This is a genomic window from Kitasatospora sp. NPDC059795, from assembly GCF_042732175.1.
GTDB lineage: Bacteria > Actinomycetota > Actinomycetes > Streptomycetales > Streptomycetaceae > Kitasatospora.
Genome location: NZ_JBHWID010000017.1, coordinates 32965 through 56359 on the forward strand (window position 1 = coordinate 32965; position 23395 = coordinate 56359).

21 protein-coding genes are annotated in these 23395 nt (G+C 72.6%); 12 read left to right on the top strand and 9 right to left on the bottom strand.

What is annotated here, in order from left to right:
* Positions 1-60: 60 nt before the first annotated feature.
* The gene (locus ACFV4P_RS29075) at positions 61-600 is read right to left on the bottom strand and encodes an EF-hand domain-containing protein (protein ID WP_380476124.1); all 540 of its coding nucleotides are present in this window, start codon (positions 598-600) and stop codon (positions 61-63) included.
* A gap of 344 nt (positions 601-944) precedes the next feature.
* Between ACFV4P_RS29075 and ACFV4P_RS29080 the strand changes: the two genes are divergently transcribed.
* Both ACFV4P_RS29080 and mmuM read left to right on the top strand, forming a co-directional pair.
* Positions 945-1448: a carboxymuconolactone decarboxylase family protein gene (locus ACFV4P_RS29080; protein ID WP_380476126.1), complete on the top strand. Its 504-nt coding sequence runs from the start codon at positions 945-947 to the stop codon at positions 1446-1448.
* 49 nt (positions 1449-1497) lie between these two features.
* Complete coding sequence (gene mmuM / locus ACFV4P_RS29085) at positions 1498-2433, top strand: homocysteine S-methyltransferase (protein ID WP_380476128.1); 936 nt, start codon at positions 1498-1500, stop codon at positions 2431-2433.
* 129 nt (positions 2434-2562) lie between these two features.
* Here mmuM and ACFV4P_RS29090 read toward each other — a convergent pair whose 3' ends face one another.
* Positions 2563-3039 carry a hypothetical protein gene (locus tag ACFV4P_RS29090; protein ID WP_380476130.1) on the bottom strand — a complete coding sequence of 159 codons (477 nt, stop codon included), beginning with the start codon at positions 3037-3039 and terminating at the stop codon, positions 2563-2565.
* A gap of 84 nt (positions 3040-3123) precedes the next feature.
* On the opposite strand from ACFV4P_RS29090, the gene ACFV4P_RS29095 reads away from it, so the two are divergent.
* The 4 genes from ACFV4P_RS29095 to ACFV4P_RS29110 all read left to right on the top strand — a co-directional run bounded on the left by ACFV4P_RS29095 (position 3124) and on the right by ACFV4P_RS29110 (position 8844).
* A complete protein-coding gene (locus ACFV4P_RS29095; RefSeq protein ID WP_380476132.1) occupies positions 3124-4326 on the top strand; it encodes a serpin family protein in 1203 nt (400 codons plus the stop codon).
* 178 nt (positions 4327-4504) lie between these two features.
* Positions 4505-5269 carry an IclR family transcriptional regulator gene (locus ACFV4P_RS29100; RefSeq protein WP_073816005.1) on the top strand — a complete coding sequence of 255 codons (765 nt, stop codon included), beginning with the start codon at positions 4505-4507 and terminating at the stop codon, positions 5267-5269.
* Between the two features lie 398 nt (positions 5270-5667).
* The gene (gene glpK, locus ACFV4P_RS29105) at positions 5668-7191 is read left to right on the top strand and encodes a glycerol kinase GlpK (RefSeq protein WP_380476134.1); all 1524 of its coding nucleotides are present in this window, start codon (positions 5668-5670) and stop codon (positions 7189-7191) included.
* A gap of 69 nt (positions 7192-7260) precedes the next feature.
* Positions 7261-8844: a glycerol-3-phosphate dehydrogenase/oxidase gene (locus tag ACFV4P_RS29110; protein WP_380476136.1), complete on the top strand. Its 1584-nt coding sequence runs from the start codon at positions 7261-7263 to the stop codon at positions 8842-8844.
* Between the two features lie 107 nt (positions 8845-8951).
* Here ACFV4P_RS29110 and ACFV4P_RS29115 read toward each other — a convergent pair whose 3' ends face one another.
* Together ACFV4P_RS29115 and ACFV4P_RS29120 are read right to left on the bottom strand one after the other, a co-directional pair.
* Complete coding sequence (locus ACFV4P_RS29115; protein WP_380476138.1) at positions 8952-10352, bottom strand: gluconate:H+ symporter; 1401 nt, start codon at positions 10350-10352, stop codon at positions 8952-8954.
* Between the two features lie 60 nt (positions 10353-10412).
* Positions 10413-10937: a gluconokinase gene (locus tag ACFV4P_RS29120; protein WP_380476140.1), complete on the bottom strand. Its 525-nt coding sequence runs from the start codon at positions 10935-10937 to the stop codon at positions 10413-10415.
* 164 nt (positions 10938-11101) lie between these two features.
* On the opposite strand from ACFV4P_RS29120, the gene ACFV4P_RS29125 reads away from it, so the two are divergent.
* On the top strand, positions 11102-11800 hold the full coding sequence (locus ACFV4P_RS29125) for a FadR/GntR family transcriptional regulator (protein WP_380476142.1): 699 nt from the start codon (positions 11102-11104) through the stop codon (positions 11798-11800).
* Positions 11801-11984: 184 nt separating this feature from the next.
* A complete protein-coding gene (locus ACFV4P_RS29130; RefSeq protein WP_380476143.1) occupies positions 11985-12302 on the top strand; it encodes a hypothetical protein in 318 nt (105 codons plus the stop codon).
* Between the two features lie 33 nt (positions 12303-12335).
* Here the strand turns inward: ACFV4P_RS29130 and ACFV4P_RS29135 are convergent, their stop codons facing one another.
* Positions 12336-13091: an AraC family transcriptional regulator gene (locus tag ACFV4P_RS29135; protein ID WP_380476145.1), complete on the bottom strand. Its 756-nt coding sequence runs from the start codon at positions 13089-13091 to the stop codon at positions 12336-12338.
* A 54-nt stretch (positions 13092-13145) separates the two neighbouring features.
* On the opposite strand from ACFV4P_RS29135, the gene ACFV4P_RS29140 reads away from it, so the two are divergent.
* A complete protein-coding gene (locus ACFV4P_RS29140) occupies positions 13146-14357 on the top strand; it encodes an MFS transporter (RefSeq protein ID WP_380476147.1) in 1212 nt (403 codons plus the stop codon).
* Positions 14358-14425: 68 nt separating this feature from the next.
* Here the strand turns inward: ACFV4P_RS29140 and ACFV4P_RS29145 are convergent, their stop codons facing one another.
* Positions 14426-15514 (bottom strand): NADH:flavin oxidoreductase/NADH oxidase, encoded by a 1089-nt coding sequence (locus ACFV4P_RS29145; protein ID WP_380476149.1) that lies wholly within the window; start codon positions 15512-15514, stop codon positions 14426-14428.
* 109 nt (positions 15515-15623) lie between these two features.
* Between ACFV4P_RS29145 and ACFV4P_RS29150 the strand changes: the two genes are divergently transcribed.
* From ACFV4P_RS29150 to ACFV4P_RS29160, 3 genes are all read left to right on the top strand, one after another.
* On the top strand, positions 15624-15998 hold the full coding sequence (locus tag ACFV4P_RS29150; protein ID WP_380476151.1) for an ArsR/SmtB family transcription factor: 375 nt from the start codon (positions 15624-15626) through the stop codon (positions 15996-15998).
* Positions 15999-16310: 312 nt separating this feature from the next.
* Positions 16311-17975 (top strand): glycosyltransferase family 2 protein, encoded by a 1665-nt coding sequence (locus ACFV4P_RS29155; RefSeq protein WP_380476153.1) that lies wholly within the window; start codon positions 16311-16313, stop codon positions 17973-17975.
* A 14-nt stretch (positions 17976-17989) separates the two neighbouring features.
* Complete coding sequence (locus ACFV4P_RS29160; RefSeq protein WP_380476155.1) at positions 17990-20821, top strand: acyltransferase family protein; 2832 nt, start codon at positions 17990-17992, stop codon at positions 20819-20821.
* Between the two features lie 60 nt (positions 20822-20881).
* Here the strand turns inward: ACFV4P_RS29160 and ACFV4P_RS29165 are convergent, their stop codons facing one another.
* The 3 genes from ACFV4P_RS29165 to ACFV4P_RS29175 form a co-directional block, all read right to left on the bottom strand.
* A complete protein-coding gene (locus ACFV4P_RS29165) occupies positions 20882-21415 on the bottom strand; it encodes a GNAT family N-acetyltransferase (protein ID WP_380476157.1) in 534 nt (177 codons plus the stop codon).
* Positions 21416-21458: 43 nt separating this feature from the next.
* A complete protein-coding gene (locus tag ACFV4P_RS29170; protein ID WP_380476159.1) occupies positions 21459-23042 on the bottom strand; it encodes an asparagine synthase-related protein in 1584 nt (527 codons plus the stop codon).
* An 82-nt stretch (positions 23043-23124) separates the two neighbouring features.
* Positions 23125-23283 (bottom strand): hypothetical protein, encoded by a 159-nt coding sequence (locus ACFV4P_RS29175; RefSeq protein ID WP_380476161.1) that lies wholly within the window; start codon positions 23281-23283, stop codon positions 23125-23127.
* Positions 23284-23395 lie beyond the last annotated feature (112 nt).

The window sequence follows — 23395 nt, forward strand, 5'->3', positions numbered from 1 at the left end:
CTTCCCCACTCCGGGCCCGGGTACGTCAGCGTCGAGCCGTCACCGGCCGCGCGGCGTCACTCAGCGGCCGAGCAGCGGAACGTCGAGGTCGCCCAGGTGGTAGGCGCGGACGGCGCTGACCAGCTCGTCGACGGACAGCTGGCCGTCGCCGTTGGCGTCGATCTGGCGGAAGGCCTCGGCGGGCTGGACGCCCTCGACACCGATGGCGTCCAGCCAGGTCTTGAACTCGGCCGGGTTGACCTGGCCGTCGCCGTCCACGTCGACCAGCTCGACCATGGCCTGGATGGTCGGCTTGACGACCTGGCCGAAGCCGGCGCCGCCGTTCTCCAGGATGTGCTCCTCGGCGATGTGGTTGAACTGCTCGGGGGTGAGCGCGCCGTCCTGCTCGTCGATGCCGGCCTTGTCGGCGAAGAAGCCCCACATGCCGAGGTAGGCCTCGGTCAGCGCCCGGCCGGCCGGGGAGGTCGGGGCCTCGCCGAAGGCCTGCAGGATGCGCTGGGCCTCGGCGTCCCAGTCGGCCCGGTCGATCTGGCCGTCGCCGTTCACGTCCCAGAGGTCGAAGCGCTTCTGGGTGCGGTCGGCCTGCACGGAGTTGGTCATGGTGGGTTCTCCTGGTGAGTCTGTTGCGGGCGGCGTCCGCCGGTCCAGGGACAGGGCCGACGGATGTCGCCCGCCGGGGTTCGAAGAGTGGCCATCACACAATCGGTGCGGTTGGCCACGGAACGTCACACTACCGACAGGACGTGCTCCGGTTCCCGGGCGTGGGGCCAACCGGGTGACATACTCCACGAATTGACTGACCGTCAGGTTCAGGACCGTTGAACTCCAAGGCCTCAGACACGATGTGGGGACACGGTCAACGACTCCTCAAGGGGTCTCCCGAGTGGGTGATCGGGGCGCGGTTCGGTGCCGTCGGCCCCACCGCGGGCCCCTACTCTCGCGCTGTGACCGAGACTTCTGCACCCGGGACGACGGGGACGCTCCCCCCGCTCCCCCCGCTCCCGCTGATCGAACTCGCCCCGCAGGCCTTCGCCGCCGTGCACGCCCTGCACGCCGCCGTCGAAGAGGCCGCGACGGCGGCCGGGCTGGAGCCGCTGCTGCTGGAGCTGGTACGGCTGCGCTGCTCGCAGCTGAACGGCTGCACCTACTGCGTGGACCTGCACACCGCGGCCGCCCGGAAGGCCGGCGAGACCGACGAACGGCTGGGCCTGCTGGCGGCCTGGCGGGAGTCCGGCCCGCTGTTCACCCCCCGTGAGCACGCTGCGCTGGCCCTCGCGGAGGCGGTCACCCGGCTTCCGGACCACGCGGAGGGCGCACGGGCGCAGCGTGCAGCGCGCGCGGAGCTGTCCGACCCGGAGGCGGCGTTCGTGGCGTGGGCGGCGACGGTGGTCAATGCGTACAACCGGATCGCGGTCACCTCCCGCCCGGTGCAGGCCGCCGAGGGCTGACCGGTCGCGCGGGTTCGCCCGGTGGCGAACGGTGCGGCAGGCTGGAGGGATGGCGACGACTCTCGACGGTTTCGCGGCGGCGACGGCGGCAGCGACGGCAACCGGACCGGTGGTGCTGGACGGCGGGCTGTCCGCCCAACTGGCCGCGCAGGGCTGCGATCTGTCGGACGCGCTGTGGTCGGCACGGCTGCTGCTGGACGATCCCGGGCAGCTGGTGGCGGCACACCGGGCGTTCTTCGAGGCGGGCGCGCAGGTGGCGACCACGGCGAGCTACCAGGCGAGTCGGGTGGGCTTCGCGGCGCGCGGCGTCGGCGCGGCCACCGCGGACCGACTGCTGGCGTTGAGCGTGGAGTTGGCGCGCCAGGCGGCCGAGGAGGTGTCGGCGGAGCTCGGTGACGGCCGGACGCGGTGGGTGGCGGCGTCGGTCGGCCCGTACGGGGCGGTGTTGGCGGACGGCTCCGAGTACCGGGGTCATTACGGTCTGTCCGCCGCCGAGTTGACCGCTTTCCACCGCCCCCGGTTGGAGGTGCTGGCGGCCGCCGGGCCGGACGTGCTGGCGGTGGAGACGGTGCCGGACCTGTTGGAGGCGTCCGTCCTGGCGGAGTGCGTCCGGGAGTTGGGGCTGCCGGCGTGGTTCTCGTTCGGCGCGGCGGACGGTCTGACGCGGGGCGGTGAGCCGTTGGCGGAGGCGTTCGCCTTGCTGGCGGACCTGCCGGAGGTGGTGGCGGTGGGCGTCAACTGCTGTGCGCCGAAGGGGGTTTCGGCGGCAGTTCGGCTGGCGGTGGAGGTGACGGGCCGGCCGGCGGTGGCGTACCCGAACAGCGGCGAGGACTGGGACGCGACGAACCGCGGCTGGGCGGGCCCGGCCGCCTTCGACCCCGCCGACGCCCCGTCCTGGGTCGCGGCGGGCGCCCAACTGGTCGGCGGCTGCTGCCGGGTGGGACCGGACCGGATCGCCGAGCTGGCGGCGACGCTCGGCGGGTGACCGCCAACTTGCTGGGCGCGGACGGCCGTTCCGAGACGGGTGGACCCCGGCCGATGCGGAGCGGCCGTGCGTGCCCTGGCAGTCGGCCCGGCCGGCCGCGTCGTCAGGCTGCGTTGTCAGGCTGCGTTGTCAGGCTGCGCCGTCGGCGGCGCTCCTGACGGTTCCGAGCTCGGCGCGCTGGTGGCTGACGGACGCGACGAGGTCGTCGAGGTCGCACTCGATGTCGGTGTTGTGGATCGGTGCGAAGTCGTCGATCCGGCTCGCCGTCTCGGCGATGTCCGACGGGTAGAAGCTCCAGCCTTCGATCATGCTCCACCCGGCCTCCACCACGACCCGGCTCCCGCCCGCGCTCGACACGCGCAGCCAGGCGGTGCACTGGTCGGAGAAGTCGAACGGCAGGAAGACCGGGCGCCCGAGGACCCGCAGCCGTTCGAGCTGCTCCAGCCACTGGTCGAGAAGCCGGCCGAGGCCCGCGCCGTGGGTCTCGTCGATGGCGAGGTAGTACGAGTCGCAGACGTGCCGCCAGACGCCGAGCTTCAGCAGGAGGTCGCCGTGGACGTCGCGGTCGGTGGTGCGGGAGAAGTGGAGCGGGACGGGGGCGGTCATGCGTCGCACCGTACCGCCGCCGCGTGGCCGCCCGCCTTCGGATATGCCGCCGGGCCCGGGTGGGGGCGGGGAGGATGGGGGGCGGTGGGTGGTCGGTGGAGAGAGGGGTTCGAGGTGCGGGTGGTCGGGTTGGTGAACGGGCTCGGGGTGCGCTGGGGGCGGGAGTTGGGGTTCGAGCGCGGGCAGGTGTGGACGGCGGTGGGGGTGTGGCCGCTGTTGGGGATGCTGGCGGCGGGGGCCGACGGGCCGGTGCGGGAGGAGCTGGCGGCGGCGTTGGGGGTGTCGGCGCAGGAGGCTCCGGCGGCGGCGCGGGAGGTGTTGGCGTCGGTGCGGCGGGTGCCGGGGTGTGCGGCGGCGCTCGGGGTGTGGACGGCGGAGCGGACCGAGGTCGAGGCCGGCTGGGCGGCGCAGCTGGGCGAGTCGGTGTGGGGGCGGTTGACGGGTGATCCGGACGCCGATCGGGCCGCGCTGGACGCGTGGGCGGCGGAGCGGACCGGCGGTCTGCTGCGGCGGATGCCGGTGGACGTCGTGGGGGCGGATCTGGTGCTGGCGTCGGCGGTGGCGGTGCGGACCAGATGGGTGGAGCCGTTCCGTCCGGCGCGTCGGCGGGTGGCCGAAGGCCCGTGGGGGCGGCGGGAGTTGATGATGCTGGAGGCGTCCGGGGCGGAGTGGTACGAGCGGATCGCGGTGGCGGAGACCTCGGCGGGCCCGGTGACGGAGGTCCGGGTGGTCGGGGACGGCGAGGTGGACGTCCATCTGGTGCTGGGCGAGGAGGGTGCGGCGCCGGGGGCGGTGGTGGCGGCCGGGTTCGGGCTGGTGTCGGGCGAGTCGTGGCGGATGCCGGTGGCGGGCCTGTCGGACGGGGAGTCGTGGCCGGGGCTGGAGTTGGCGACGGTCGACGCGTCGAAGCCCGGCGATGTCGGTGAGTTGCGGACCGTGGGCTTCACGGTCCGGGCCGAGCACGACCTGCTGGCGCGCGCGGAGCTGTTCGGGCTGCGGACGGCCGCGCAGGACGGCGACTGGTTCCGCGGCATCAGCGGGAGCGCGCCGTTGAAGGTGTCGCAGGCGAAGCAGGTGGCGGTGGCGGAGTTCTCGGCGGAGGGCTTCGAGGCGGGTGCGGTGACGGCGGTGGCGATGACCAGGTCCGCCGGCCTGATGATCCGGCGGTTCCGGGCGCGTCGGGCGGTGGCGCGCTTCGACCGGCCGTTCGCGTTCCTGGCGGTGCACCGTCCCTCGGGCCTGGTGCTGGTGGCGGGCTGGGTGGCGGATCCGGCCGCAGCGGCGTGAGGCCCGCGCCAGACCGGCGTGAGGCCCGGGTGAGGCCCGCGCGCGACCGACGCCCGGGTGAGACCGATGTGACGCCCTGGTGAGACCGGTGTGAGGTTCCGGGGTCGCCGGGGTAGTACGGTCGGAGGACGTCAGGTGGGGTCGGCATGGCCGACCGGTGGTCAGTGGAGGTGGGCCGGTGCCCGGTGCGATCCAGTCGCTGTCGCGGGCGGCCGCGATCCTGCGCCTGTTGGCGGGCGGGGAGCGGCGGCTCGGCCTGTCGGAGGTGGCGACGGGGCTGGGGTTGGCGAAGGGCACGGCGCACGGCATTCTGCGCACGCTGCAGCAGGAGGGGTTCGTCGAGCAGGACCCGGACAGCGGCAAGTACCAGTTGGGGGCGGAGCTGTTGCGGCTCGGCCAGAGCTATCTGGACGTGCACGAGCTGCGGGCCCGGGCGCTGGTGTGGGCGGACGACCTGGCGCGGGCGGCCGGCGAGACGGTGTACCTGGGGGTGCTGCACCAGCGGGGGGTGCTGGTGGTGCACCACGTGTTCCGGCCGGACGACACCCGGCAGGTGCTGGAGGTCGGTTCGATGCAGCCGTTGCACGCGACGGCGCTGGGCAAGGTGCTGCTGGCGTACGACCCGGTGGCGCGCGGCGAGTTGGGCGACGGGCCGTGGGAGGCGTTCACGCCCCGGACGGTGACCGAGCCGGCGGCGCTGGACGCGCAGTGCGCGCTGGTGCGGGAGCGCGGCTGGGCGGACGCGGTCGAGGAGACCTGGGAGGGCGTGGCTTCGGTGGCGGCGCTGATCCAGGACCGGCGGCGCAATCCGGTGGGCGCGGTGTGCGTGAGCGGCGCGGTGGAGACGGTGTGCGAGGGCGGCGCGGTGCGGCCGTCGCTGGTGGCGTCGGTGCGGACGGCGGCCCGGGCGATCTCGCGGGACCTCGGCGCGCACCGGTTCTGAAGCGCGACCGACCCGAAGCACGACCGACCCGAAGCACGACCGACCCGAAGCACGACCGACCCGAAGCACGACCGACCCGAAGCACGACCGACCCGAAGCACGACCGAAGAGCAACCGAAAGCACAACCGAAGAGCAATCAGTTGATCGAGCCGCAGCGGGTGACCGCTCGACGGCAGGGCGTGATCATGGACGCGTCGCGTGTCACAACGCCTTGACGTCGGGCGTCCGGCTGCTGTTGGCTTCCAAACGTCGGTCGACATTGTCGAACGGCGGCTGGAGGGTCCGGGCGTGCCGCGCCCCTCGCGTGGTTTGCCGGACCCGCGCGCACGGGGACTGACGAAGAGTCACCCCGCGCCCGTTGACGTCCCCCCGTCCCCGAGCCGAGCCGAGGAACCGCATGACTGCCAGCTACATCGCCGCGATCGACCAGGGCACCACGTCCAGCCGGTGCATCCTGTTCGGGGCGGACGGCCGGATCGTCGCCGTCGAGCAGCAGGAGCATGCGCAGATCTTTCCGCAGCCGGGCTGGGTGGAGCACGACGCGGCGGAGATCTGGACGCGGGTGCAGGCGGTGGTGCGGGGCGCGCTGGAGAAGGCGGGGCTGACCCGGGAGGACATCCGGGCGGTCGGCATCACCAACCAGCGCGAGACCACCGTCCTGTGGGACCGGCACACCGGCGAGCCGGTGCACCACGCGATCGTCTGGCAGGACACCCGCACCGAGGCGCTCTGCCGGGAGCTCGGCCGCAATGTCGGCCAGGACCGGTTCCGCCGGGAGACGGGGCTGCCGCTGGCGAGCTACTTCGCGGGGCCGAAGATCCGCTGGCTGCTGGACAACGTCGAGGGTCTGCGCGAGCGCGCCGAGGCCGGGGACATCCTGTTCGGCACCATGGACACCTGGGTGATCTGGAACCTGACGGGCGGCGTGCACGGCGGCCGGCACGTCACGGACGTCACCAACGCCTCGCGCACCCTGCTGATGAACCTGCACACCCTGGAGTGGGACGAGCGGATCGCCGAGTCGATCGGCGTGCCGATGGCGATGCTGCCGCAGATCCGCTCCTCCGCCGAGGTGTACGGCGAGGCGGTCGGCGTGCTGGCGGGCGTGCCAGTCGCGGCGGCGCTCGGCGACCAGCAGGCGGCGCTGTTCGGCCAGACCTGCTTCGACGTCGGCGAGGCCAAGTCGACGTACGGCACCGGCACGTTCCTGCTGCTGAACACCGGCGAGCGGATCGTCAACTCGTACCACGGGCTGCTCACCACGGTCGGCTACCGGATCGGCGAGCAGCCGCCGGTGTACGCGCTGGAGGGGTCGATCGCGGTCACCGGTTCGCTGGTGCAGTGGCTGCGCGACCAGCTCGGCATCATCTCGACGGCCGCCGAGATCGAGACCCTGGCGGGCACCGTCGAGGACAACGGCGGCGCGTACTTCGTGCCCGCGTTCTCCGGCCTGTTCGCCCCGTACTGGCGTTCCGACGCGCGCGGTGTGATCGCCGGCCTGACCAGGTACGTCACCAAGGGCCACCTGGCGCGGGCGGTGCTGGAGGCGACCGCCTGGCAGACCCGCGAGGTGGTGGACGCCATGCAGAAGGACTCCGGTGTCACGCTGACCGCGTTGAAGGTCGACGGCGGCATGACCTCCAACAACCTGCTGATGCAGAACATCGCGGACGTCCTGGACGTCCCGGTGGAGCGCCCGTACGTCGCCGAGACCACTGCCCTCGGCGCGGCCTACGCGGCCGGCCTGGCGGTCGGCTTCTGGGACGGGCCGGACACCCTGCGCGCCAACTGGCACCGGGCCGCCGAGTGGACGCCCCGGATGGACGCGGCGACCCGCGAACGCGAGCACCGCAACTGGCTGAAAGCGGTGGAGCGCACCATGGGCTGGATCGAGCAGGACGACGAGCAGCCGCAGCTCTGACGCCCTGTCAGAGACCCATCACCGAAAGGAGACGCGGACCGGCCGCGTACCGGGCCCGCCGCACACACCATGGCAAGCATCCCGACCCTGGGCGCCGAGCGCGCCGCCGGCCGCGTCGCCTCCCGCGCCGCCACTCGCGACCTGCTCGGCCGGGCCCGCTACGACCTGCTGGTGATCGGCGGCGGCATCCTCGGCACCGCCACCGCGTGGACGGCCGCCCAGGCGGGTCTGAAGGTGGCCATGGTGGACGCCGGGGACTTCGCGAACGCCACCTCCTCCGCGTCCTCCAAGCTGGTCCACGGCGGGCTGCGCTACCTGCAGACCGGCGCGGTCAAGCTGGTCGCCGAGAACCACAAGGAGCGCCGGGCGCTGGCCACCGACGTGGCCCCGCACCTGGTCAACCCGCTGACCTTCTTCGTCCCGGTCTACGAGGGCGGCCCGCACTCGGCGCCCAAGCTCGGCGCGGGCGTGTTCCTGTACTCGGCGCTGTCGGCGTTCCGCGACGGCCTGGGCCGGGTGGTCTCCCCCGCGGTGGCGGCCCGCGCGGTGCCGGGGCTGCGCACCGAGGGCCTGCGGCGGGTCGCGGTCTACGGCGACCACCAGATGAACGACGCCCGGATGGCCGTGATGACGGTCCGCGCGGCGGTCGACGCGGGCGCGGTGGTGCTCAACCACGCCGAGGTGACGGGCCTGCGCTTCACCCGCGGCCGGGTGACGGGCGCGGAGGTCCGCGACCGCCTCGACGGCGCCGAGTTCGGCATCGACGCCCGCCTGGTGCTGAACGCCACCGGCCCGTGGGTGGACCACCTGCGGCGGATGGAGTTCGCGGGCGCCGAGCCGTCGATCCGGCTGTCGAAGGGCGCGCACGTGGTGCTGCGCCGGCAGGCGCCGTGGCGGGCCGCGCTGACCATCCCGATCGACCAGTACCGGGTGTCCTTCGCCATCCCGTGGGAGGACCACGTCCTGCTCGGCACCACCGACGAGGAGTACACCGGCGACCCGCTGGACGTGCGTCCCACCGACGCGGACGTCGACCAGATCCTGTCCGAGGCGGGCCACGCGGTGCGCGACGAGCACCTGCGGCGCGAGGACATCACGTACGCCTTCGCGGGCCTGCGGGTGCTGCCGGGCGGCCCGGGGGCGACGGCCGCGGCCAAGCGGGAGACGGTCGTCACCGAGGGCCGGGCCGGGATGCTGTCGGTGGCGGGCGGCAAGTGGACCACCTACCGGCACATCGGCCGGGTGGTGCTGGAGAAGCTGAAGCACGCGCGCGGCGTGGGCCTCGCCGAGGACGTCTCGCCCATCCCGGCGACCGTGCCGCTGCCCGGCATCGGCGCCCCGCAGGCCGTCGCGCACCGCCTGCTGATGGACCGCGAGCCGGGCTCCCGGATGGACCCGCTGGTGGCCCGCCACCTCGCCACCCACTACGGCACGCTGTCCTTCGAGATCGCCCGGCTGATCGCCGACCGCCCCGAACTCGGCGCCCGGGTCCACCCGGACGGGCCGGACGTGTGGGCGCAGGTGGTGTACGCGGCCGAGCAGGAGTGGGCGTACACGGTGGACGACGTGCTGCGGCGGCGCACCACGCTGACGGTGCGCGGGCTGGACACCGAGGAGGTCCGCAAGCGGACCGCGGAGCTGCTGGCCCGGTAGACGCACGACGACGCCCTCCGGGAGAGAAGCGGGATCCGGAGGGCGTCGCGGTCTGTGGGGTACTGCGCGTGGGACGGGGTGCTGCGCGTGGGACGGGGTGCTGCGCGCTAGATGATCAGGCTCAGCGGCATGATCAGGGCGATCGCGACCACCGAGATCACCGTCTCCATCATCGACCAGGACTTCAGCGTCTGGCCGACGCTCATCCCGAAGTACTCCTTCACCAGCCAGAACCCGGCGTCGTTGACGTGCGACAGGAACAGCGAGCCGGCGCCGATGGCCAGCACCAGCAGCGCGGCGTGGGTGGTGGACATGTCGGCGGCCAGCGGGGCGACGATGCCGGCGGCGGTGATGGTGGCGACGGTGGCGGAGCCGGTCGCGAGGCGGATCAGCACGGCGATCAGCCAGCCGAGCAGCAGCGCGGAGATGTGCCACTTGCCGGACCACTCGCTGACGGCGTTGCCGACGCCGACGTCGATCAGGGTCTGCTTGAAGCCGCCGCCCGCGCCGACGATGAAGACGATGCCGGCGATCGGGCCGAGCGAGCTGCCGACCGTCTCGGAGATCCTGCCCTTGTCGAACCCGGCGGCCTTGCCGAGGGTGACCATGGCGAGCAGGGTCGCGGCGAGCAGCGCGATCAGCGGGGAGCCGATGAAGTCGAAGAACCGCTGGACGCCGGCCTTCGGGTCGTCGACGACCACGTCGGCGAGGGCCTTGCCGAGCATCAGCACGACCGGCAGCAGGATGGTGACGAGGACGGCGCCGAAGCGCGGGGTCTTCTCGCGCTCGACGGTGTCGACGGGGGTGGTGTCGGCGGGGATCTCCAGCGGGCCGACCCAGCGCTGGGCGACCCGGGAGAACAGCGGGCCGGCCACGATCAGGGTGGGCACGGCGATCAGCAGGCCGAGCGCCAGGGTGACGCCGAGGTCGGCCTTCAGGGCGTCCACGGCGACCAGCGGGCCGGGGTGCGGCGGGACCAGGCCGTGCAGCACGGACAGGCCGGCCAGCGCGGGGATGCCGATCCGCATCAGCGGGACGTTGCCGCGGCGGGCGACCAGCAGCACGATCGGGATCAGCAGGACGACGCCGACCTCGAAGAACAGCGGCAGGCCGAGCACGGCGGCGATCAGCGCCATCGCCCAGGGCAGCATCTTCGGGCCGGTCCGGGCGAGCACCGTGTCGGCGATGATGTTGGCGCCGCCGGAGTCGGCGAGCAGCTTGCCGAGCATCGCGCCGAGGCCGATCAGCAGGCCGACGGAGGCGACGGTGGAGCCGAAGCCGGTGGAGAAGCTGCTGAGCAGCTTGTCGAACGGCGCGCCGGCGACGGCGGCGAGCAGGCCCGAGCCGAGGGTCAGCGCCAGGAACGGGTGCAGCTTGAACTTGGTGATCAGCAGCACGATCGCGCCGATGCTGAGCAGCACCGCGACCAGCAGTTGGCCGTCGCTGTCCGTGTGGGGAAGTGCCGGCGCGGCGGCGGCCAGCAGGGTGGGGGTCACGCGAGTCTCCATTGACGGGCCCTCACCGCCCGGGTCCTGACCGGGGCGGCGGCGGGTGTGACGAGGTGGGGGTCAGTTCGGCAGGCCGGCGACGGCGCGTTCGACGAGCGTGTCGGGGTCGGCGTCGACGTCCAGTACGAGGCCGCTCTCGTCCGCCCGGAGCGGTTCGAGGGTGGCGTACTGGGAGTCCAGCAGCGAGGGCGGCATGAAGTGGCCCGTGCGGTGGGCGATGCGGTCGCCGACCAGCTCGTGACTGCCGGACAGGTGCAGGAAGAACGCCTCGGGGCAGGCGTCCCGCAGGATGTCGCGGTAGCTGCGCTTGAGGGCGGAGCAGGTGACGACGCCGCCGGTGCCGGCCTCGGCCCGCTCGCCGAGCCATGCGCCGAGGGCGCGCAGCCAGGGTTCGCGGTCCTGGTCGTCCAGCGGTGTCCCGGCGCTCATCTTGGCGATGTTGGCGGCGGGGTGGAAGTCGTCGGCCTCGGCGTACGGAAGGCCGAGGCGGTGGGCGAGCAGTCGGGCGACGGTGGTCTTCCCGACTCCGGAGACGCCCATCACCACGATGACGGGCGGCTGCTGGTTCTCGACGTTGAGAGCCATGGGTGGTGCTCCTGTCCTTGCCTGGTCACGGGCAAGGTAGACCCAAAGGTATGACTTATTCAAGCCACCGAAACCCAATCGTCATACTTGTCTGCTCCGTTCCTGCATCGCCGCAGGTGGGAGCCCTTGGCGGCCGGGTGTGACGTCGCCGATAGGCTGGCGGAATGGAGATCCAGGGCCTGCCCGGCCGACTGCTTGCCCACCTCGGTCCGGCGATCGCCTCCGGCGAACTGCCCGCGGGCACCGTGCTGCGCGCCGAGGAGCTGGAGGCGCAGCACGGGGTGTCCCGCACGGTGGTGCGGGAGGCGGTGCGGATCCTGGAGTCGATGCGGCTGGTCGAGCCGCGCCGCCGGGTCGGCATCACGGTGCGGCCGCGCAGCGACTGGGACGTCTTCGACCCGCTGGTGATCCGCTGGCGGCTGGCCGGCGCGGACCGCTCCGCGCAGTTGCGCTCGCTCGGTTCGCTGCGGGTCGCGGTGGAGCCGGCGGCGGCGGCGCTGGCGGCGCGCAACGCCAGCGACGACGACCGGCGGGAGCTCGGCGCGCTGGCCGTCGAGCTGACCGTCACCGCCCGGGCGGCGGACCTGGAGTCCTTCCTCGCACACGACATCGCCTTCCACGCGGCGGTGCTGCGGGCGTCCGGGAACGAGATGTTCGCGCACCTCAAGGACACCGTCGGCGCGGTGCTGACCGGCCGCACCGAGCACCGCCTGATGCCGCACCGGCCGCGCGAGTACGCGGTGCAGCTGCACCGGGAGGTAGCCGAGGCGATCTGCGCGGGCGAGTCGGAAGTGGCCGAGCGGGCGATGCGCACCATCGTGGTCGGCGCGCTGGAGGAGCTGGACGCGACCCTCACCGACTGACTCCCCGTCGGGCCCTCTCGCCGGGCCCTCTCGCCGGGCCCTCTTGCCGGGCGGAATACGATCCTGAACGGGGGGTTGACGGTCCGTCGACACGCGACACGCCCGGTTTGAGTGGAATTCAGCCGGGTAGCGGCATACCTTCACCCCTACAGGGGCAACCTGGGGTCCGACAGGGGGTGGGGTGATGGCGCGTCGTCGGCGCAGGCGGCTGCCGGACGAGGTGCGGGCCGCCGCCGTCCGGGCGGGCCTCGCATTCGCGTTCACGGTGGTGACGGTGATAGTCGCCGTGCTGGCCTCCTGGTCGCACACCGGCCTGATCGTGCCCGCGCTGGCGCTGATGGCGATGGGCGTCTTCGTGCTGGTCTGGTGCCTGATAGACGTGGTGGTCTCCCGCCAGGTCGCGGCCTCCCGCCGCCGCACGCCCAACTCGACCGGCCCGCTGGACGGTTCACGCGAACGCGCCCACCGCCGGAACGGCCGCCCGTCGGCGTACGGGAGCTGACCACGCCCCACGGCTACGGGAGCCGACCGTCCGTCACTGCTGCTGGTGGCGGCCCGGGGTGGTGCCGAACGCGTGCCGGAACGCCTCGATGAACGCGCTCGGCGAACGGAACCCGCAGGCCACGGCGGTGGACGTCACCGAGCGCCCCTGCGCGAGCAGCACCAGGGCGTGCTGGAGGCGCAGTTGGGTGCGCCACTGTGGAAAGCCCAGGCCGAGCTCGCGGCGGAACAGCCGGCTCAGGGTGCGCTCCCCCGCCCCGACGGCCCGGCCGAGTTCGGCCAGCGAACGCCCGTCGGAGGGGTCGGCGGTGAGCAGCGCCGCGAGGTCGCGCAGGCGCGGGTCGGTGGGCTGCGGCAGGCCGAGCGGCAGTTCGGGGGCGTGCGCGAGCTGGTCCAGGGCGGCCAGTTCGAGCGTCCGGGCGGGTCGTCCGGCGGGCGCGTCCGGGCCGGTCAGGTGCGCGACGATCTCCCGCAGCAGCGGGGTGACGGCCAGCACGGCGGGCGCGGACAGGCCCAGCGGGTTCGTCCCCGCCGGATACACCAGGCACCTCAACTCGCTGGGCCCGTGCGCCCGGTGGGTGTGCGCGACCCCGGCGGGCAGCCACACCGCGCGGTGCGGCGGCACCACCCAGCGGCCGTGCGGCGTGCTCACCTCCAGCACGCCGAGACCCGGCGCGATCAGCTGGTTGACGTCGTGCCAGTGCCAGTCGATGCGTTCGTGGTGCGCCAGGGGGTGACGGCTCGGGCCGGTCTCCTTCTGGTGCGGTGGCAATTGGCGGGCCGGCGACATGAGTTGGCAGAGTAGCGGAAGCCTGCCTGCCGGTGCGGCGGCCACGCTGGGTCCATGACGACGCAACAGGCCGGCGTGTGGCGCCGGATGAGACTGTGGGGCGCGGCGCACGCCGTGGACGACCTGTACCAGGGGCTGGTGCCGGCCGTCGTCCCGTACTTCGTGCTGGAACGCGGCTACGGCTACGTCGCCGCGGGCGGGTTGACGCTCGCCGCCACCCTCGGCAGCGCCGTACCGCAACCGCTGGTCGGGCTGCTGGTGGACCGCCGCCCGCTGCCGTGGCTGTCCGCCGCCGGCCTGGCCCTGGCCGGACTCGGCGTCGGCCTGAGCGGACTCGCCGACGGCTACGCCCTGGTGTGGCTGCTGGTGCTGCTCTCCGGTCTCGGGGTGGCGGCGTTCCACCCGGCGGCGGGACGGGCGGCCCGGGAGGCGGCCGGCGACAGCGCGGGCGCGATGAGCGTCTTCGCGGCGGGCGGCAGCGTCGGCTTCTTCCTCGCCCCGGTGCTCGCCACGCCGCTGCTCACCGCGTGGGGCGTCCGGGCGACGGCGGTGTTCGTGCTGCCCGCCCTCGCGATGGCCGCCGTCCTGTTCCGGGCCCGCCACCGCCGGTACGGGGGCCCCGGCGGTTCGGCCGTCCGGACGGGGAAGGACCGGTGGCGGCCGTTCCTGGTGCTGACGGGCGTCGAGATCGTCCGCTCGGTCGCCTTCTTCGGGGTCAGCACCTTCATCGAGCTGTACTGGCTCCGCCACCTCGGCGCCTCCCACCTGCTGGCGGGCGCGGCTCTGACCTGCTTCCTGCTCGGCGGCGTCGTCGGCACCCTCGGCGGCGGACGCCTCGCCGACCGGATCGGCATGGTCCGCACCGCGCAGTGGGGCACGGCGCTCACCGCCCCCGCACTGCTGCTCCTCCGGGTGGCGCCGGGTCCGTGGGCGCCGCTCCTCTTCGCCGTGCTGGCGGGCGCGATGCTCAACCTGCCGTTCGCCGTCCTGGTCAAACTCGGCCAGGACTACCTCCCCACCCGCCCCGGCACCGCCGCCGGCGTCACCCTCGGCCTCGCCGTCAGCGTCGGCGGCCTGCTCGCCCCGCTCTTCGGCCTCATCGCCCAGTCCCACGGTCCGGAGGGCGTTCTCGCGGTCCTGCCGGCGGTTCCGGTGGCGGGGGTCCTGCTCGGGATGTTCATGGTCGAGCCCGACAGTGGGAGCACAACTGGGGGCGCGGGGAACTGCGCGAAGCGGGAGACTCCCGTCGGCGAGATCGCGGGATAGTGCTGCCCCTCTCCCTCGTCGCGATCCGGCTGGTGGATCACCCGACCGGCCCCCGCGCCCCTCGTGGTTCACCTCGCGACGACGAAGCCGTACTGCTCCGGCCAGTCGGCCTTCACGCCGAGCGTCTTCGCCGCGTGCAGCGGCCAGTACGGGTCGCGCAGCAGCTCGCGGCCGAGCATGACCGCGTCCGCCTCGCCGTCCGTGAGGATCGCCTCCGCCTGGCCCGGCTCGGTGATCAGGCCGACCGAGCTGACCGGCAGCCCCGCCTCGCGGCGGATCCGGGCCGCGAACGGGACCTGGTAGCCGGGCCCGACGGCGATCTTCGCGTGCGGGACGAGGCCGCCGGTGGAGACGTCGAGCAGGTCGACGCCGATGGCCTGGAGTTCCTTGGCGAGCAGGACGCTCTCCTCGACCGTCCAGCTGGGCTGCTCGGGGACCCAGTCGGTGGCGGAGACGCGGAACAGCACCGGGAGGTCCGCGGGCCAGACGGCCCGCACCGCGGTGGCGATCTCGCGGGCCAGGCGGCTGCGGCCCGCGAAGTCGCCGCCGTAGCCGTCGGTGCGGTGGTTGGTGATCGGGGAGAGGAACTGGTGGACCAGGTAGCCGTGGGCGCCGTGCACCTCGACCACCTGGAAGCCCGCGGCCAGTGCGCGGCGGGCCGAGGAGGCGAAGTCCTCGACCAGTTCCGCGATCTGAGCTTCCGTCAGTTCCAGCGGAGTCGGGGACTCCTCGTTGAAGGGAATCGCCGAGGCGCCCACCACCGGCCACCCGCCGTCCTCGACGCCCAGTGGACCGCCGCCCGCGTTGGCCTTCCCGGTGGAGGCCTTCCGCCCGGCGTGGGCCAGCTGGATCGCCGGAACCGAACCGTGCTGCCGGATCAGCGCCGCGACCCGGGTGAGGGCGTCCTGCTGCCGGTCGTTCCACAGGCCGAGGTCCCACGGGGAGATCCGGGCGTCGGGGCGGACGCCGGTGGCCTCGACCATGACCAGGCCCGCGCCGCCGGCGGCGCGGGAGCCGAGGTGGGCGAGGTGGAAGTCGGTGGCAACGCCGGTCTCGGGGCCTTCGGGGGCGGCCGAGTACATGCACATCGGGCTGAGCCAGATCCGGTTGGGAATGGTCAGCGAACGGAGGGTGATCGGTTCGAACAGGGCGCTCACGAGGGCCCGTCCTTCCTGTGGTCCCGACAGCGACGGTGTCTTCGCTTCGTACGATAGCCGCCGTACTACGAGATCTGTCAAACTACGAGAGTTCTCGTACCATGGCAGCGTGACCATCGACGAGGACTGCCACCAGGACTGCCCGGGACTGCTGCCGGAGCCGGCCGTCGACGAGTTGCGCCTTGAAGCAGTGCTGCACGCGCTCGCGGACCCGACCCGGCTGCGGATCGTCGCGGACCTGGCCTGGGCGGGCGGCGACGAGCTGAACTGCCTGGCGTTCGAACTGCCGGTCACCAAATCGACGTTGACGCACCACTTCCGCGTCCTGCGCGAGGCCGGACTGATCCGCCAGCACCGTCGCGGCACCTCTAAGATGAACACACTGCGCGTCGGCGATCTTGCCGCACGCTTCCCCGGCCTGCTGGATGCGGTGCTCGCCGCCGCCGAGCCGTGCTTCACCACCCCGAAGCCCGCCGCCCACTGAGCCGCCGACCGAGCCTCCGGCCACGAGCCTGACGGACCGTCAATTCACCATCCGGGCAAGGCGAATACTCGCCACCCGGTCCGGCGACCCTTCGCCAGTTCAACCGTGGAACCGTCTCGTCACTCTGCTCGTCAACCGCCTCAGAAGCCCCACCGAGCGGATGCCGGGGGGGCACTTCCTGACACGGTCATGCCTGGTCACACGGGCTTTACCGGAGTTGCCCCACCGTTCATCCTCTGTGGTCATTTGGTCTATACCAATCGGGTAATCTGACCGGCGACAGGTGTCAATGACCGGCCGTGGGGGGCCCATATGACTGTCAATCACCTTCCGTCGCCACCCTCCGATCAGGAGCTCTACTGGTATTTCGGACCTCAGCGCCGCTGGGTTCCGCTACTCTCCGCACTCGCCTTCGTGCTCAGCGCGGCCACCATGTTCAGTTTTTCGCTGCGCACGCCCGCACTCTGGCCGTTCCTGGCCGTTCTCGGCGTCAATGTGGTCGCGCTCGCACTGACCTGCCTCAACGGGCTGCGCCGCCGGCGCTTCACCCGGGCCGGCCACGAACTGCTGGTCGCCGCCTGGCAGCCCGCCGAGGCGCCGTCCGTCGACCTGTACCTGCCGACCTGCGGCGAACCGCTCGACATCCTCGCCAACGCCTACCGCGCGGTGGCGCGGCTCGACCACCCCGGACAGCTCGACGTCTGGGTGCTGGACGACGGCGACCGACCCGAAGTCGCCGCGCTGGCAGCCGAGTTCGGCTACCACTACGTCGTGCGGCCGAACCGCGGCGAGTTCAAGAAGGCCGGCAACCTCAACCACGCGCTCGGCCTCAGCAGGGGCGAGTACGTCGCCATCCTGGACGCCGACTTCGCGCCGCGCGCCGACCTGCTGCACCACCTGCTGCCGTACTTCGGCGACCCGAAGGTCGGCATCGTGCAGAGCCCGCAGTGCTTCGACACCGACGCCTCGATGGGCTGGGTGCAGCGCGCCGCCGGCTCCGCCCAGGAGTGGTTCTTCCGCTGGATACAGCCCAGCCGGGACGCCTCCGACGCGGCGATCTGCTGCGGCTCCAACGCGGTGTACCGGCGTTCCGCCATCGACGCCGCCGGCGGCTTCGCCCGGCTCGACCACAGCGAGGACATGTACACCGGGCTCGCCCTGCACCAGCAGGGATTCACCACCCGCTACGTGCCGGTGCTGGTCGCCAAGGGCACCTCGCCCGACTCCACCACCAGCTTCGTCAACCAGCAGTACCGCTGGACGATGGGCAACCTGCACCTGATCGGCGACCGGACCGCCCGCAAGGCCATGACCTGGCGCATGCGACGCTGCTTCGACGAGGGCATCGTCGGCTACCTGGCCGCCGCCGTGAACGTGCTCACCGCACCGCTGCCGCCGCTGGTCATGCTGTTCGCCTACCCCGGCGAGGTCCGCGCCTGGTACGTGCTGCCGATGCTCTCCCTGCTGTGGCTCTGGCACGTCCTGCTGCCCCGGGTCAGCCGCACCCGCTGGCGCTCCGAAGTCCTGCGCGCCAACGTGCTGATGAGCTTCGCCGCCGCCACCGCCTACTGGCACACCCTCCGCGGCCGCAGCGCCGCCTGGGTGCCCACCGGCGCGGCCAAGCCCGGGCGCTCCGGCGGCATGGCCCGCAACGTGCTGCTGGTCTCGCTGGTCTGGACGGCCGGCACACTGGCCGCCACCACCGTCGGCATCGCCGTCGCCACCGCCCTGCACGGCTGGCACTACACCTGGGGCCTGGCCCTGTACCTCGCGGTGCAGCTGCACCTCGGCGTCCCGCTGATCCGCGACCTGTACGCCGAACTGCGGCCGCACGCCACCGAACCGACCGAATCCGGGGCCCGCCCGGCGATGCGGCCCAGGCGCTGGCCCGAAGCCCTCGCCGTCACGAGCACGCTCGCCCTGATCGCCCTGCTCGCCTCCGGCTGGGCGGCGCCGATGCTGCCCTGGCTGGGCTGAAAGGTCCACCTCCCGTGTCCACCAGCACCGCCCCGCTCACCGTCGTTCTCGGGCAACCACCCGTCGAACGGCCGAAGTTCAGGCCCGACATCGAAGGCCTGCGGGCCGTCGCCGTGCTCGCCGTGCTCGCCTTCCACGCGGCCGTGCCCGGCCTCGCCGGCGGCTTCGTCGGCGTCGACGTCTTCTTCGTCATCTCCGGCTACCTCATCACCGGCCTGCTGCGCAGCGAGAGCGCCGCCACGGGCAAGGTCCGGCTCGCCGAGTTCTACTCGCGCCGCGCCCGCCGACTGCTGCCCTCCGCCGCCGTCGTGCTCGCCGTGGTCGCCGTCCTCGGCGCCCTGCTCACCGCGCCGCTGCGCCGCGCCGACCTGGAGCGCGACGTCCTCGCCTCCGCGCTGTCCGTCGCCAACTGGCGCTTCATCGCCGAACAGACCGACTACCTGGCCGCCGGCCGCGACCCCAGCGTGCTGCTGCACTTCTGGTCGCTCGCCGTCGAGGAGCAGTTCTACCTGCTGTGGGCCCCGCTGATGGCGCTCGCCGCCCGCTGGGCCTGGAGACGGCGCACCCTGCTCGGCCTGACGCTGCTGCTCGGCGCCGGCTCGTTCTGGCTCTCCCTGCACTGGAGCGCCGGCGCGTACCTCTCCACGCCCACCCGGGCCTGGCAGTTCGCCGCCGGCGCGGTCATCGCGCTGCTTCCGATCGGGCAAGTACCGCGCCTGATACGGGAGTTGCTGGGCCTCGGCGGCATGGCCGCAGTGCTCGCCGCGGTGCTGCTCTTCGACGCCCGCACCCCCTACCCCGGGTACGCCGCCCTGCTGCCCACCGTCGGCACCGCCGCGATCGTCCTGGCCGGCTCCGGGACGCACCTGGTGGGACGGGTGCTGTCGCTCGGCGCGCCGCGCGCGATCGGCCGGCTCTCCTACAACCTGTACCTGTGGCACTGGCCGGTGCTGGTGCTCGCCGAAGCCCAGTGGGGCGCCCTGCACTGGGGCGTCAAGGTCGCCCTGACGGCGGCCGCCGCGCTGCCCGCGCTCGCCGCCCTGCACTGGCTGGAGCAGCCGCTGCGGCGCAGCCTGGTGCTCGGTGAAATCCCGCGCCGCGGACTGTCGTTGGGCCTCACCGCGGTGGTGATGCCGGTGGTGCTGGCGCTGGTCGTCGGCTCCGGCACGCTCCGCAACCTCGGCCCCTCCACTCCCCCGGACCCGGCCGGCCTGCCGCCGGGCGCCCGCGACGGCCGCACCCTGCTCGCCGCCGCCCCGCCCGCCCACGGCCCGACCGTGCCCAACCCCGTCCAGGCCCGGCAGGACTTCCCGCCGGACGGCCTCTGCGAGGTCAACCCGGCCGACACCACCAGCCCGCCCTGCCGCTTCGGCACCGGCGACGACCGGATCGTGCTGCTCGGCGACTCGCACGCCGGCCAGTGGTTCTCCGCCATGCTCGGCGTCGCCGCCCAGCACCGCCTGTCCGTCGAGGAACTCGTCAAGCAGGGCTGCCCGCTGCCCGAACTCACCGTCACCAACCCCCAGTTGGGGCGCACCTACCACGAGTGCGACACCTGGCGGACGAACGCCCTGGCCAGGCTCAAGGACGGGCCGAAGCCGAAGCTGATCGTGGTCTCCACCATGAACCGCTACACCGCCGACCGGGAGACCCTGCTGCACGGCTGGGAGCAGACCCTCACCCCGCTACGGGAGTTGGGCGTCCCGATCGTCTACCTGCAGGACACCCCGATCCCCGGCCGGGACGTCCCGGCCTGCGTCTCCGGGCACCCCGACACCACCTCCGCCTGCGACTTCCCGCGCAGCGAGGGCCTGTGGGCCGACCCGCTGGCCGAGGAGATCACCGCCGGCCGCGTCCCCGGCGTGCGCACCGTCGGCGTCAACCAGGTGCTCTGCCCCGGCGACGGCCGGACCTGCCCGGCCGTCCTGGAGCACGTCCTGCTGTACCGCGACGACTCGCACCTGACCAACGCGGCGGCCGTCGTCCTCACCGCGCGCCTCGACCAACTCCTCGCCGAGGCGGGCCTGTTCGGCGACGGCTGGACCACCCTGCTGCACGACGAGTTCGACGGCCCGGCCGGTACGAAGCCCGACCCCGCGAACTGGCAGTACGACCTGGGCACCTGCTACCCCGGCTGCCCCGCCCCGCAGTGGGGCACCGGCGAGATCGAGACCATGACCGACTCCACCGCGAACGTCCGCCTGGACGGGCAGGGTTCACTGGAGATCGTGCCCACCCGGGACGCCTCCGGCCACTGGTCCTCCGGCCGCATCGAGTCCAGGCGCGCGGACTTCGCCGCACCGGCGGGCGGAGTACTGCGCGTGGAGGCGAAGTTGGCGCTGCCCGCCGTCAACGGCCCTGCCGCTGCCGGATACTGGCCCGCGTTCTGGGCGCTCGGCGGCAAACTCCGTGACGGATACACCGGTTGGCCGGGCGTCGGCGAACTCGACGTCCTCGAATCGGTCGGCGGCCGCGGCGCCTTCGGCACGATGCACTGCGGCACCACCCCGGGCGGCCCCTGCAAGGAGCCGAACGGACTGGGCTCCGGCGAACAGCCCTGCGCGGACTGCTGGGGCGCCTTCCACACCTGGACGATCGAGGTGGACCGCACCTCCGCCACCGAGAAGGTCCGCTGGCTCCGCGACGGCCAGGAGTACTTCGCCGTCACCTCCGACCAGGTCGAACCCGCCGCCTGGGACCAGGCGGTGCACCACGGCATCTTCCTGATCCTGAACGTCGCCATCGGCGGCAACCTCCCCGCCGCACACGGCAGTTCCCCGACCACAGCCACCGAGCCGGGCCACCCGATGAAGGTCGCCTCGGTCACCGTCTCGACCAAGCGCTGACGACCCGACGCGAAGCCCACCGGGACGTGAAATCGTTGTCCCGGTGGGCTTCGCCCGGCCTCAGAGCCCTCGGCCGGCCATCAGGTCGGCCAGGCCGGGCACGGGCTCGGCCTTCCGCTGGAGGAAGTGGACCTGCTGCCCTCGCCGGTCGGAGACTCGCAGCAAGTCCCACCCCTGGGCCTCCTGGTAGTACCTGGCCAGGCGGCCCTGTCCGGTACCGCGCCGCACCCAGGTCATCCCCTGCCCGGCGGCCCTGTCCAACGACCACCAGGCGATCAGCCGTCCGAGCCGATGCCGGTTCGGGCGGGTGAAGGTCGTGGCCAGGAACAGCGTCGGCTCGGACCGCTCGTCCTCGGTGAACGCCCACGGCGGCAGCGACTCGTTCCCGAAGTGCGAGGTGCAGCCGACCACACCGTCGCTCTCGTGCTCCAGCACCCACACCGGGAAGACCGGGTTCCCGGCCTGCGAGCCGTACTCCTCCGCCAGGTCCGCACACTCGCCGAGCCCCCGGACGGACAGCCACGCCGACCTCGCCCGAACCATGTCCGTGATCGGGCCCGCGTCCGCTGCGGTGGCCTCACGCATCCGATACACGATCGTCTCCTTCGGAACGCCCGGAACGCCCGGGAAACAGAGCCTAACGATGAATCAGGGCGGAGTCGGCGAGCAGCACGAACACCACCTCGTGGTCGCCCTTCACGAGGGTGCCGTTCGCCAGCCGGTCAGCCGTGGAGGACAGCAGATCCGGGTCCAGGAGACCCGCCTCGATCAGTGGGGAGCCCTCCGCGAGCATCTTCCGAATGCGGGGGACGCCGTATTGACGCATGGCCATCGTGACGACCTGCTGAAAGTTCTCCACGATCCGGGGGTGGGAGACACCATCGGGCAACCCGGTGCGATCCACCACCTCCCGAAGAGCGCGCTTGTCACGTCGCCACTCCAGCGGCAGCCACTCGCAGTACCGCACCAGAACCGGGTCGGTGAGCGGATGGAGCGGCCACAGGCCGCGGCGCAGGAACTCCGGGCCGCACACGGCCTTGGCCATGAGCGCGGTCTCGGGCACTGCAGAGGCCGGGGTGATCGCCGTGTCGATGTCCTTGATCGCATCGATGGCATTGGGCCCGAGCCAGGACGGCAGGTCGGCCGGTTCGAAGCCGCCCCATCCGCCCTCGTCCTCGGCCGAGGTGGTGGCCATCAATTCGTCGCCGCCGATGCCGGTGAACACGGCCGTGACCCCGCGCTGCGCGAAGCGGCTGGAGAGAGCACCGAGGGCATCGGTGTGGATGTCGGCACTCGGAGAGATCCAGTTGTTGCTGCTGAAGCTTGATTCGGGCCCGTACGGCAGATGGTCCAGGGCCTGCACGGTGACGTCCGCCCATCCGCCTGCGAGGTACTTCAGGAGCAGCTTCCGGCGCTCGCCCTGCTGATTTCCTCGCTCGCCGTCCAGGATCACGGCCCCGGCAGTGACCCCACGGCCCTGGGGAGCGGTCTGCATCGCCAACGCGACAACCGCAGAGTCCATGCCGCCCGACAGTTGCACGGCAGTTCTGGAGCCGATCCAGGGCACCCGGGTGACGGCCAGATCGAGGAGGTCCCGGAGCAGCGGGATCGGGTCGGCTCCGCCTCTGGCAACCCGCGCCCGGGTGTGCTCGGCCGCCTTCGGGAACTGGATCGTCAACGAGCCCTCCGGTCCGAAGGACGCAGTCGCCCGTTCGGTCAGAAGCCTGATGTCCTGCCAGAAGGTGGACGCCGAATAGCGGGCGCGCAGTCCGAGGTGTCGGGTGACGGCCACCTCGTCCAGCCGGTCCGGATCCTGGTGTTCGCGCAGGTCCGTGAGATCCCACGATCCGTACAGGACTCCGCCGGCACTGGCGAGGTACTGCGGTGCGGTGCACGCGGTCCCGGTCCTGAGACGAACAGCGTGGCCGGGGGAAACGTCGATCGTGGTCCAGTCGTCCCTGCTCGCCGGGATCTCGGCCAGGATGCGATGGAACCCCGCGGAGTCGACGACGGCGACCTCCGGGCGGGCCGTCCCGGCATCAGTCGCCGTTCGCACGGTCGAGACGAATGCAGTGCGAGTGCCGTCGGTGACAGCCAGCTGCTCGGTCAACTCGTGCCGGTAGGGCTTGATCCAGGACGACCCGCACGTCCACCGACCGGCAACCCACTTCCAGGGCCGGTCGTAGGTGATGTCTGCATGCGTCATACGGAACTGGAACATCGACGGACTGTCCCTTCACGCGTCGGTGGGAATGGTGCGACCGGCCGCAACCTCGCAGAGTGTCACGACCGGTCGCAGGTCGTCAGACTGCAGTGGTGTCGTACGTCTGCACGGAGTCGCTCGACCCGGAGATCTTCTTGTAGCTGTACCGGTCGGTGGTTTCCATGACTTCGTACACGGGCTCGTCGCCGAAGACCCGGCCCGACGCCTCCTGCAGCATCTTCTCGTCCATGATGTTCATCGCGCGTGTCCCTTCGATCGAGTACCGGATGCGCGACAGGCCAGGGCGTGCCCGGATGCCGATCTGCCGCACCAACAGCCAACCGTCCACCTATGGTTGGAGTGAACTGCTT